This window comes from Massilia psychrophila (assembly GCF_002760665.1).
Taxonomy (GTDB): Bacteria; Pseudomonadota; Gammaproteobacteria; order Burkholderiales; family Burkholderiaceae_D; genus JAFCUW01.
On sequence record NZ_PDOB01000039.1, the window covers coordinates 24,197 to 35,659 of the forward strand.

The window sequence follows — 11,463 nt, forward strand, 5'->3', positions numbered from 1 at the left end:
ATAACTTAGGAGTTTCTGCCCCATGACTACCGTCCACAATCTGGGTTTCCCCCGCATCGGTGCCAAGCGCGAATTAAAATTCGCGCTGGAATCGTACTGGAAAGGCGAGTCCTCGCGCGATGCCCTGAAAGGCCTCGGCGCGGAACTGCGAAAGCGCCACTGGGATAACCAGGCTGGACTGGATCTGGTGCCAGTTGGTGATTTCGCGTTCTACGACCAAGTGCTGGACATGAGTTTCACCTTGGGTAACCTGCCGGAACGCGTGAGCGGTTTCCAGGGCGATCAGCTCGATAACTATTTCCGCGTGGCGCGCGGCCGTTCGGCGCAGTCAGCCGCAGAGCATCGTAGCTGCTGCGGCGGCGTGGCGGCCGGCGAAATGACAAAATGGTTCGACACCAACTATCACTACATCGTTCCGGAATTCACGGCAGCGACCGAGTTCAAACTGGACGCGTCGCGCCTGCTGGAGCAGTTGGCCGAAGCGAGAAAACAGGGCGTCAAGGCCAAGCCGGTCATCGTCGGTCCCGTTACCTACTTGGCGCTGGGCAAGGCCAAGGACGACTCCAACAAGCTGGCCCTGCTGCCCGCGCTGCTGGTGGCCTACGCGCAACTGCTCAACGCGCTGGCGGCGCAGGGCGTCGAATGGGTGCAGGTCGACGAGCCGATTCTGGTCACGGAGCTGCACGCGGACTGGCAGCACGCCTTCAACCTTGCGTACCATGAACTGAAAGCTTGCCCGGTCAAGCTGCTCGTCGCAACCTACTTCGGCCAGTTGCAGGAAAATCTTTACCTCGCCGCCAACCTGCCGGTCGCCGGCCTGCATATCGACGCCATCAACGGCGACGACGATATCCGCCCCGTGCTCAATTTGCTGTCTGGCCACAAGGTGTTGTCTTTGGGCGTCATCAACGGCCGCAACATCTGGAAAACCGATCTGACCGCCGTGCTGGAATGGCTCGAGCCGCTGGCCGAGCGCTTGGGCGACAAGCTGTGGATCGCGCCGTCGTGCTCCCTGCTGCACGTGCCTGTGGACCTGGACAGCGAGCAGAAGCTCGACGCCGAAATCACATCGTGGCTGGCCTACGCGGTCCAGAAACTGGACGAGCTGCAAGTGCTGGCGCAGGCCTTGCGCGCTGGCCGCGATTCGGTCAAAGAGGCGCTGGCGGCCAATCAGGCAGCGCTGGCGGCCCGCCGCAGCTCGCCGCGCGTCAACAACCCGGCCGTGCAACAAGCCATCGCCGAGATCGACGCCGGCCTGGGCGCGCGCAAGAGCAGCTATCCAACGCGCGCCGCCGAACAAGCCGCATTGCTGAAGCTGCCGGCATATCCGACCACCACCATCGGCTCCTTCCCGCAAACGGCCGAAATTCGCCACGCCCGTAGTCAATTCAAGGCCGGCACGCTCAACGAGGCCGATTACAAAGCCGCGATGCAGGCGGAGATCGCCCGCAGCGTGCATGAGCAGGAGGCGCTGGGGCTAGACGTGTTGGTCCATGGCGAAGCCGAGCGCAACGACATGGTCGAATACTTCGGCGAGCAGCTCGACGGTTACGCCTTCAGCCAGTTCGGTTGGGTGCAATCGTACGGCTCGCGTTGCGTGAAGCCACCCATTCTGTTCGGCGACATCAGCCGTCCGAGGGCGATGACCGTGGAATGGATCAGCTACGCGCAGTCGCTGACGAGCAAACCGATGAAGGGCATGCTCACCGGCCCGGTGACGATCTTGAACTGGTCGTTCGTGCGCGACGACCAGCCGCGCTCGGTGTCGTGCAAGCAGTTGGCCTTGGCCATCCGCGCGGAGGTGCTGGACCTGGAAAAGGCCGGCGTGAGCGTGATCCAGATCGACGAAGCAGCGCTGCGCGAAGGCCTGCCGCTACGCAAGGCCCAATGGAAGAAGTATCTGGACTGGGCGGTCGAGTCGTTTCGCATCACGGCGAACGGCGTCGATGATCGGACCCAGATCCACACTCATATGTGCTATTCCGAGTTCAACGACATCATCGCCTCGATCGCCGACATGGACGCCGACGTGATCACCATCGAAACGTCACGCTCGGATATGGAATTGCTGGACGCGTTCGACAACTTCAATTATCCGAACCAGATCGGCCCGGGCGTCTACGACATCCACTCGCCCAACATTCCGACTCAAGAACACATCGAGCAGTTGATGAAGAAGGCGGCGGAGCGCATCCCGGCATCGCGCCTGTGGGTCAATCCCGACTGCGGCCTGAAAACGCGCCAGTGGGCCGAGGTGCTGCCCGCACTGACCAACATGGTGGCCGCTGCCAAGGCGTTGCGCCAAGCCGCGTAACGGTTCTCGCCGCAGACGCCGGACGGCTGGCCGGTACGCCATCCCTTTATCCAATCCCGGGCCCGTCTCGGGATTATTCTCTTTGTTGGAGGCACACCATGTACGAGCGCAATTGGCGTTTTCAACACCGATCCATGACAAGCTGAAGGAAGTGATCGACCATGATTGTGCTGTGGAACACAAGCGACATGGAGGCCGCATTGAACCAGTTGCGCGCGGACGGCTTCGAGGTCCGGGATGAGGACGTGGCCAGGCTCGCGCCGTTGCTGCATGAGCACATCAACATGATGCGGCCAGAAATGACATATGAGCGGGGGCGGGGGCGGGGACGGGGACGGCCATGTCAACACCTTAAGTATTTTCCTTCACCCGGTTTTCGGTTCCACCCCACCTCCGACCCCAAAATAGCGTTATGGCGACAGCGCGCTACAATTCAGGTGCACCCAAACGAAGGAGGTCGCCGCCATGCGTATTGCCGCCGCCATGATTGGATTTTCTCTCGCGTTGGCCGCCGCGCCATCCGTTCATGCCCAGCAGGAAGTGCGGATCGGCAGCGCCGCGCCGGTGTCGGGCCCCACCGCCCACTCCGGCAAGGACACTGAAAACGGCGCCCGCCTGGCGATCGAAGACCTGAATGCCCAGGGCGCCACGATCAACGGCAAGAAAGTGCAATGGGTGTTGTTGACGGAAGATGACGGTGGCGATCCCAAACAGGGCACCGCAGTCGCCCAGAAGCTGGTCGATGCGGGTGTGGTGGCCGTGGTGGGCCACTTGAACTCGGGCACCACGGTGCCGGCCTCGAAGATCTATCACACTGCCGGTATTCCGCAAATTTCTCCGGCCGCCACTACGCCGCTGTACACCCAGCAAGGTTTTAAATCAGCGTTCCGGCTGGTCGCCAACGACAACCTGGTCGGCGCCGCGCTGGCGCGCTATGCGGCCAACACGCTCAGGGCGAAGCGGGTCGCCGTGATCGACGACCGCACCGCCTTCGGCCAGGGCCTGGCCGACGAATTCGTCAAGGGCGTAAAGGCAAGCAAAGGCGCGCTGCAGGTCGTCAGCCGCCAGTTCACCAACGACAAGGCGACCGATTTTAATGCGATCCTGACCCAGATCCGCGCGCAGCGTCCCGACGTGATTTTCTATGGCGGCATGGACGCCGTGGCCGGCCCCATGCTGAAACAAATGAAGGCGCTCGGGATCGACGCCAAATTCGTCTCCGGCGACGGCGTCTGTTCCCAAAAGCTGCCGCTGCTGGCCGGCGACGCCGTCGGCGAAGACAAGGTCACGTGCGTGGTGGCCGGCGGCGTGAGCGCCGAGCAGGAAGCGGTGCTGGCCGATTTTACCGAGCGCTATCGCAAGCGTTTCAAGTTGGAGGTACAAACCTATGCGCCCTACGCCTACGACGCCGTGATGGTGTTTGCCGCGGCGATGCAGCAGGCGAAGTCAAGCGACCCGGCCATGTATCTACCAGTGCTGGCCAAAATCCGGCACCAGGGCGTGACCGGCAGCATTGCCTTCGAGCCTAACGGCGACCTGAGCAACGCAGCGCTGACCCTCTACACCTACCGCAACGGCAAGAAGACGAAATTGCAAGTGGTGCGTTAGCGCCAAACAAGTGCTTGCCGGCGCCGTTTTTTCACCTTGCCGCCTCGAGAATTATGTCAAATGCCGGGGGGCAGGGCCGTCCAAACCAATTCCCTGTTCTTTACACCTGCTAAAGCGATTGAAAAATGTGATTTATTCCTAAGCCACATTTATCAACACGAACACACCTTGCCGAGCGTGAATTTTACCCCGGAGCAGCTCCGTTTTGCATCCATTCCCGCGCGCAGCGCCCGTGCCGATTTCGCCGGCAGCGGCTTGTCGTCCGATCTCGGCCCGGTTCTGCTGCGTGGAGTCGACCTCCAGATTGGCTTGACCCATATCGCCGCGGCCTTGCCTGACCGCCGCCATCGAAGTTACGTCAGCCATTCGTACCACGGTATAGTGCCGCAGCGAATCTACCAAATTGGCTGCGGTGACGACGACCGGAACGACTAAATGTTCAAGCGTGGCGCGGCTCGCTTGCCGTTCGACGGTGGCGCTGCGCTGACATCGGGGCCGACCATCTCGCGCGTCGAACATGCGGCGAGCCGCCAGGATATCTATCGTGTCAGCGAGGCCCTTGTAGCGCAATTCATTGCCAGCGTTGCCAATGCGCCAAAGAGCCTCATTCTCGAGCTGGATCCTGGCGTTCCATCACCGCCACGATGGTTCCACTTGCTACCTGCCGCTGATGATCTTCGACGGCCAGTCGGGCGGCTTTGGCGATGAGAACGCAATGATCATGCGGCGCGTTTTAAAACTGATTCGCCCCCCGCTGAACAGGCCGAATTAAGTTTGTCAAATCCGTTCTAATAAAATCAAAGACTTACATGTCTTATCGGCGAAGCAATGTTTGTCAAATTTTGCTCTGCAGAGGACCAGGCGCTCGGCAGTTGCGCGAATAAAGTTTGTCAAATCACGACTTACGCTTGTTGAATCGTCACGAGTACTATAGATGCTCTTGAGCCATAATTTTAGGCAGTCTGATCCGCTTGGATTCCATAGGCACTCTTGAGCCATATTCTGGGTTAAAGCAATGCCATACAGCTGAACCAATCGTCAATGCCGGGCCTGGCGTAACTCGCGTGGCAGCTGATACTCCGGACAATACCGATACGTCATGGATACGGCATTGATGGTTTGTGTGAAAGTCAGGGCATCGCGCACCATAACCTGTTGTCGCTCTGCTTGCCTGCGGCCGGGAGAGCTGCGCTGTCGAGGCAAATCTGGTCAACCGTAAAGCGGTTGCCTCTGCGAGTCTGTATGCTTACCCGGCAGGCACGGCTGGGAAAAGTATTGATACCGCGGCCGTCATAATGGCGAATCGCAGCATGAGCCGGCGCTTTGCAACTGTTGTCACGCGTCACATAGATTCCGCGCTTGAGCTGGTAGACGCCCCCGGCTTGCTTGAGGTGTCAACGCTCGCCGATACGGTCGTGCCAGCACTAAGCATCGTAACGAGCAGGAGTCCCCGAGCGAGCCATCGTTTTTTCGTCATTGTTTCATACTTGTTTTGTCGGCAGCGTAGCCACGGCAGCGATTCTAACCGGACATGCGCAAAAAGGAATTCCGTTACAGAAGCACGACAATTTCGACCATTCGATGACGACGCCGCACTGGCAGTACCGAGCCACGAATCGTTAGCGAGCTTGTTTCCTTATCGCCCCTATCGTGCGGAAATTAGGTAAATGCCACCGGTAAGCTCATCGATCGCCACTTCGCGATCGTGATGACATTCACCGGCGCGAAAGTCGCAAGTTTTATGATGTTGGAAGACAGCTTCGCCACATCCTTGGCAGCACGAAGTTACCGAAATGCCAAAAAATCATAAATTCTTCACCCGTTGAACTGTTGAGGCGAAATCTGCACGCCATATTTTGCAAACGTGAAGCGCTTGCACGGCCCCTGTGTCAGTACAGTTGTCGCGTCATCTGATTTATCGAGATTGTAGAGGGGGCGGAGTCAAAGACAGGCAATGAAGCACTATTCAGCAGAGCGCAAGGAAGCCATCTAGAGGACGTCATTCAAGGGACAGTGGGCGCAGGCGCCCATCCACGTCGCGCATGTGACGGCGGTGCGCGTCATAGGGATAGACCGTCAGGTCGATGTTGGAAGTCTTGTCATGCACCGCCAACAGGTGCGCCACGAAAGCGGCGGCCGACAGCGGCACGGCGGTACCGAGCAGTACCCCGTTGCAGCAGACGGTGACATGAAATTAAGCGAGTTGCAGTTCCATTTTGATCCTCCACGAAAGTTCAAAAAAACAAACCAGGCGCCGGTGGCCGCCGCCTAGTTCAATTCAAATTCATGCCGCTATACCCGTGATCTGTTCCAGGGTGCGGCGCCCATGCGTCCTGCTCGACATCATCATCACCTGGCGAGCGCTCTTCTTCAGGCTGGCGTAGTTCCTGTACACGTTCGGGTCGTTGACCAGCCAGGGCTGGGTTGTGATCAGTTGGGCCGTCCGCGTCAGGCTTTTGCCGTCAGCGTAGATGCAGAACACGCACGAAAAGCGCTTCATGCCCAAGCTGTAGATAATGTGCGGCTTCTGGCCGGCGACCACGATCTTCGCGAAGACCTCTTCAGTCGCGACCTCCAATAGCGCCTTATTGAAAAACCAATGCCTGCCAAATTGATTAATGACAACGTGATATCTTTCGCCTTATTCAAATTCATTGATGAGGGGAGTTCATGCAGATCAGGGTATATTTGGCTAATCGATATCCGTCGGCACCAGTATCGGGAGCCGACGCAGTCGTCTACATCGTTCCTTCGGCTAACAAATGGAATGACTTCGGGTACAGCCTTATGGTCGAGCTTGTCGTTCAGCTCAAAGAGACAGTGGTGCGACTGTCCACTGGCGTTAAATCCACCATCAATGGCGCCGTTGATACCAGCGCTTATTTGGAGGGCCTCTCATCTCCTGTCGAGATTTCAACAACGGAAAATGACGGCAAGTTCGCGACCTTCCTCGGGCGCAAAGACAATTACCTTCAACTATTGGCGGCCACGTCACCGGATGTGGCGAGAGAGATCCTAATTGCCATACGCGACATTGCCGCCTACCGATTGTTTGCGCCAGATCAGGCCGAATTTCAAACGACGCTCGAATCGGATGCCGTCCAGAAATCATTCCTGCGCACCAGCGAGGCGTATCTGACGTTCATTGGTCTAAAAAAGCTATTCGTAGTTCCTCGGGCAGAGACCATCGGGGCGATGCGGATCACCGAGCTAGAGTTTCTTGAAACTGTGTCGGACTCAGGCTCACTGATGACGTTGACATTTGCACCCGACCTGCTTGGAGAGAACCTGATCCATGCCATTATAGGCCGCAATGGCCTTGGCAAGACGAGACTGCTCATGGACGTAGCTTCGACGCTTTCAGGCTTGCCTCCATCAAATGTGTCATTGGACGCGAAAGAATGGGTGAGCGCGCTACTGAAGAAAAGCCGGCAGCGCGTGGTTGTGCTTACGCATGAGCCAGACAGATGGACCCGATTTCACGAATCCAACGTCAAAATACTTCCGCTGAACGTTTTCGGTTCCGCCTGGACGAATTTGGGGCAGCCACTATTCGATCTTGCTCGCAGCTCGGCTGCTGACAATTCGGACTTCAGCTGGACTGCATTACGCCGAATCGCTCGGGGTCACCTTCCAATCGAAAAGCTTCACTTTCCTCGCAGGGACGGGACGTATGTCCACTGGTCGAGAATCGAGAACACATTCGCCGGCGCGGAAGTGGCGGACGCTAGAGAATTTGACGCGACACAACCAATCGCTTTCATCGACGGTGACGGACAAAAACTTGACATCAGCTCGGGGCAGAAAGTCATCCTGAATTTTCTGACTCGGCTTTTCGATGAAGCGCACGACCAAACGGTCTACTTGTTTGACGAGCCCGAAGTTCACCTGCATCCTCAATTCATATCGCTCGTCATGTTGGCCCTATACGATGCCCTTTCGGCAACTCGATCAGTAGCTGTGTTAGCAACGCATTCTCCATATGTGGTCCGCGAACTCGATAAGAGCTGCGTAACTGTACTGAGACCTAGCAAAGCAGACGGGGTCGACTTCGCTCGACCAACCTTGCAGACCCGTGGAGGCAACATCGGGGCAATTTCCGAGTTTGTGTTTGAGCATTCTAACGCGGAGTCCCTGACCCGGTCTCGCCTGCTCGAGTTTGTGATGGACCGGGGCACGGGCATCGACAAAGGTTTACTGAAGGAGCTTGCAGGCTTGGTGGGTTCGGAAGGAATAAACCGAATTCCTGGCATCTTGGCGGAGGGTGACGATGCCAAACTACCTGAGTAAGCCGAATTGGTCCGATTTTCGCGAGCTCAGGCGGCACTGTGCTAACGACTCGGATCTGCAGGCGCTACATCCTAGTCTACGCAAGTCTTACGAACACTATTGGTCTGCTTGTCGTGCCCCATTTCTCGCATGGAAGTTTGCAAATAGCCTGGAAATTGTGGCCGCAGAGCGAATGAGGGCGAAGTACAAATCCGGCGGAAAGCTGGCCAAGTTCATTAAAGGTCGACTAACACAGTTGCAAGGCCTGAATGCCTGCCCATACTGCGGTTTGCAAAAAAACGTGACAACGGACCACTATCTGCCGAAGGAACATTTCCCCCAATTTGCTAGCCTCAGCCGAAATTTGGTTCCGAGTTGCACGGACTGCCAAGGTAGTGGGGCTAAAGGTCAATGGTTCCCGGGCTATCGGTACAAACAGAAACCTCTGCGCGAACCGCGTGGAAGGGGTCCATTGAACCGCCTGCTACATCCCTACTTCGATACGTTCCTCCGCAATCGTGTCCTTCGAATCGAATTCGAGCCAGAGGAGCTGCTGAGCGACATCAACCTTTTCGTCACTGCAAAGAATCGAGCGCATCGACGGCTGGTGCAATTTCATATCGAGAAAATCAATCTGCCGAGGGAAGCCGGCTGGGCAATAAGGACTTATTGGACAGGGCTGATCTCACGGATACAGATGAACCCGACTCATGCAACCAACCTAAGCGTACTGAAACAGTTCTTGAAGGAAGAGATGTCGAGATCGCATGGAGAGTGTAAGAGCCTGAATAGCATTGAGTTTGTTTTTTACTACTCTGTTCACAGCGCCCCGAAGAAACTCCAGTTTCTCCTTAACATAGCTAAACAGCCGGTTCCACCGCCTAACAATAAATCACTTCCCAAAGGAAAGCGCTACCGGTAGTACCTGACCATTGTCGCGGTAACGATGCGATAATTGAAAATGAACTCCCGGGTCACGTGGCCGCCATCGCAGGGAGGCTTTGTTGCATAAACAAAGCAGGACGCCTTGCTATTTGGGGTTCCGGTAGGCTTGGCGCATGGAATCTCCTGCTCAGAAATACCGTACAACGAACTGGAAGGCGTACAACGCAGCACTCAAAGCACGTGGCTCGCTCTTGATCTGGCTAGACTCCGGCATGTGCTGGCACGGCAAGCCCAGTGGCAAGCGTGGACGCTGCCAGAAGTACAGTGAAGAAGCCATTCAGTTCTGCCTGACGATGAAGAGCTTGTTCAATCTGCCGTTGCGTCAGGCGATGGGGATGGTGCAAAGCCTGCTCAAGCTAGCCGGCCTGGACTGGCAGGTGCCTGATTTCAGTACCGTCAGCCGGCGTCAAAAGCATCTCGCCGTGACGAATGGGGCACACGCGACGACGACAGGATTACACCTCCTGGTCGACAGCACGGGCATCAAGATGCTCGGCGAGGGCGAGTGGAAAACGAAGAAGCATGGCGCCGCTTACCGTCGCCGGTGACGCAAGTTTCACCTGGGAATTGACGCCGCCTCGCTGGAAATCCGGGCTATTGAAGTGACCGATAACACTAACGGCGATGCGCCCATGCTGCCGCGCCTGCTTGAGCAGATCAGCCTTGATGAGCCTATCGCGAGCGTCAGTGGTGACGGTGCCTACGACACAAAAGGCTGCCATGAAGCCGGGCCGAAGACGGGCCTGTCAATCTGATAATTTTTTGAAATTGTATTGATAGATATTCTCAGCCTTCTTCCTTGCATAGGTTGCGTTCATTTATGGAGTGGGAAGCTCACATGAACCAGTTTAGGTGGCTGGGATCCATCTTCGGTACACGTGCTTTCGGTGGTACTCCATGTACTTCTCCTGTTCCGGGGAAAATGGCCGGTGTCCCATGCCTGAGAGGTGCCATTGATGGCATACATCGATCGCTTCGGGGGCAATCATGCACTCTCCAGCTTGATTAAAGGTCAAAAAACCCTTATCAAAAAGCCGGTCGACATGAGGCGCCAGGAGTAGCCCATTATTTCCATCTAGTCGCTCAACATTCGTCGAATGCTTCCACGGTTTGATATGGCTGGCCGTCAAAAAGTGTAGGGCTGTAGTACCGGTCAACCGGCAATTTCTCTCTGCCAAAGCAACTCTGGTCCTGAACACACCCTGTCCGCGACGAGATTTAAACAAGCTAATTTTCTCCGTCAGTGGCAAGTCGGATCGATCGATAGAAGCCTCGGCCAAATCTGCGTCAGTTTCGTTATCGAAATCAAAAGGCAAATCGCGATAGCTGGAGGTATACCAATCGACAAGATAACGGAATTGTTCCTGGACCTCGTCTCGAGGAGGGCAGGTTGGTCCGGAGGATTTGTCGGTACTGTCGTGCGGTCCATCCGATAGTTTGTACAATCGAAATCCACCACTTGGGTCCGGGGTATGGCCGTCTTTAGTTCTAAACAGGTAGCGATTTCGGCTACCTCCCATTGCTGGTACTTTCGGATTTGAATATCTGCGTTTCCAACTAATTAGTTGCTGCTCAAGGCTTTGCGTCAAAGCGTCCTTGAAGAGTTCTTCATGTTTACGTTGAATTTGCTTCAGCGTGATCAGCTGTTCGGCTGAGGTGTCAGGGTACAACGAACTAGCTACCGCGACCCAGTACATCGTCATTTTGTTCATATGGATTCTTTCACCCGTAGAGTTTAATTCTAATTGGTGAACTTCCCAAGTCATTTCAGTGTGAGGTCTTCGGGAAATATGTCTTTAGTCTCCTCAAAGTGAATCACTACCTCTGAAGCATCAAGGAGGCGGCTCAGGCGAATACCACTTATAGGTCGCACTACAGGCCTAGCGCACTGGGCCAAAAATCAGCCATACCTCATCTTGATGCTTATCGTCCATTCCTGAGACCATAGCAAGGAAATAGTCAGCCCCGCGCTTGCGCGCTCTGACAGTTTGCCGAAATTTTCCTCGGCGGCGCCAGAGAGTGTTAGCTCGCTCAGTAAATCTTGATCGACGAACAGGTTGGTAGCGAAGCCTCGCTTGCAAGTCGCGACTTCCAATCTCGCAGTGTCCACGTTGGCGGCCGAGTTAGATGCGTAGCCAACCTTGTCTCAGCGCTGCCCTATCAGCGCAGGTGTATTGCGCGGCCAGCGCCGGTTGGAGCAACCCCCCTGTGTCAAACTACTGTGAGACAACTTCATCATGCTAATTAAGGAAGTTGCTATCACATGGAAAACCAGATGTCGCCAGCGGTAAAACAAAATGATGAACGCGAGAGTGCCGAGGTTGTCG

Annotated in this window: 10 protein-coding genes and 2 pseudogenes; 8 read left to right on the forward strand and 4 right to left on the reverse strand. The window is 56.1% G+C overall.

The genetic code is table 11. From position 1 onward, the window contains the following. Positions 1-22: 22 nt before the first annotated feature. From metE to CR103_RS24210, 5 genes and pseudogenes are all read left to right on the forward strand, one after another. Positions 23-2,314 carry a 5-methyltetrahydropteroyltriglutamate--homocysteine S-methyltransferase gene (metE, locus tag CR103_RS18680; RefSeq protein ID WP_099917445.1) on the forward strand — a complete coding sequence of 764 codons (2,292 nt, stop codon included), beginning with the start codon at positions 23-25 and terminating at the stop codon, positions 2,312-2,314. 164 nt (positions 2,315-2,478) lie between these two features. Then, positions 2,479-2,604: pseudogene (locus CR103_RS23585) on the forward strand (Tn3 family transposase); the annotation flags it as partial. A gap of 175 nt (positions 2,605-2,779) precedes the next feature. Then, positions 2,780-3,922, forward strand: coding sequence for a branched-chain amino acid ABC transporter substrate-binding protein (locus CR103_RS18690; RefSeq protein ID WP_099917446.1), 1,143 nt, complete (start codon positions 2,780-2,782; stop codon positions 3,920-3,922). 60 nt (positions 3,923-3,982) lie between these two features. Beyond that, positions 3,983-4,357 (forward strand): transposase, encoded by a 375-nt coding sequence (locus tag CR103_RS24205; RefSeq protein ID WP_099917447.1) that lies wholly within the window; start codon positions 3,983-3,985, stop codon positions 4,355-4,357. Then, positions 4,358-4,630: a hypothetical protein gene (locus CR103_RS24210; RefSeq protein WP_143752673.1), complete on the forward strand. Its 273-nt coding sequence runs from the start codon at positions 4,358-4,360 to the stop codon at positions 4,628-4,630. It begins immediately after the preceding gene. Between the two features lie 1,291 nt (positions 4,631-5,921). Here the strand turns inward: CR103_RS24210 and CR103_RS22865 are convergent. Both CR103_RS22865 and CR103_RS18705 read right to left on the reverse strand, forming a co-directional pair. Next, complete coding sequence (locus CR103_RS22865; RefSeq protein WP_180279460.1) at positions 5,922-6,071, reverse strand: hypothetical protein; 150 nt, start codon at positions 6,069-6,071, stop codon at positions 5,922-5,924. 135 nt (positions 6,072-6,206) lie between these two features. Continuing rightward, complete coding sequence (locus CR103_RS18705; protein ID WP_099917449.1) at positions 6,207-6,500, reverse strand: hypothetical protein; 294 nt, start codon at positions 6,498-6,500, stop codon at positions 6,207-6,209. 92 nt (positions 6,501-6,592) lie between these two features. On the opposite strand from CR103_RS18705, the gene CR103_RS18710 reads away from it, so the two are divergent. From CR103_RS18710 to CR103_RS18715, 3 genes and pseudogenes are all read left to right on the forward strand, one after another. After that, entirely contained in the window at positions 6,593-8,212 is a 1,620-nt protein-coding gene (locus CR103_RS18710; protein WP_099917450.1) for an AAA family ATPase, read from the forward strand. Beyond that, a complete protein-coding gene (locus tag CR103_RS22235; RefSeq protein ID WP_143752674.1) occupies positions 8,193-9,113 on the forward strand; it encodes a hypothetical protein in 921 nt (306 codons plus the stop codon). The genes CR103_RS18710 and CR103_RS22235 overlap by 20 nt, the downstream gene beginning before the upstream one ends. 136 nt (positions 9,114-9,249) lie before the next feature. Beyond that, positions 9,250-9,864, forward strand: a pseudogene (locus tag CR103_RS18715) (IS5 family transposase); the annotation flags it as partial. Between the two features lie 120 nt (positions 9,865-9,984). Here CR103_RS18715 and CR103_RS18720 read toward each other — a convergent pair. After that, on the reverse strand, positions 9,985-10,848 hold the full coding sequence (locus CR103_RS18720) for an HNH endonuclease (protein ID WP_180279461.1): 864 nt from the start codon (positions 10,846-10,848) through the stop codon (positions 9,985-9,987). A 434-nt stretch (positions 10,849-11,282) separates the two neighbouring features. After that, positions 11,283-11,463 (reverse strand): hypothetical protein (locus CR103_RS23055; RefSeq protein WP_218968505.1); only part of this gene is annotated, 181 nt, incomplete at its 5' end.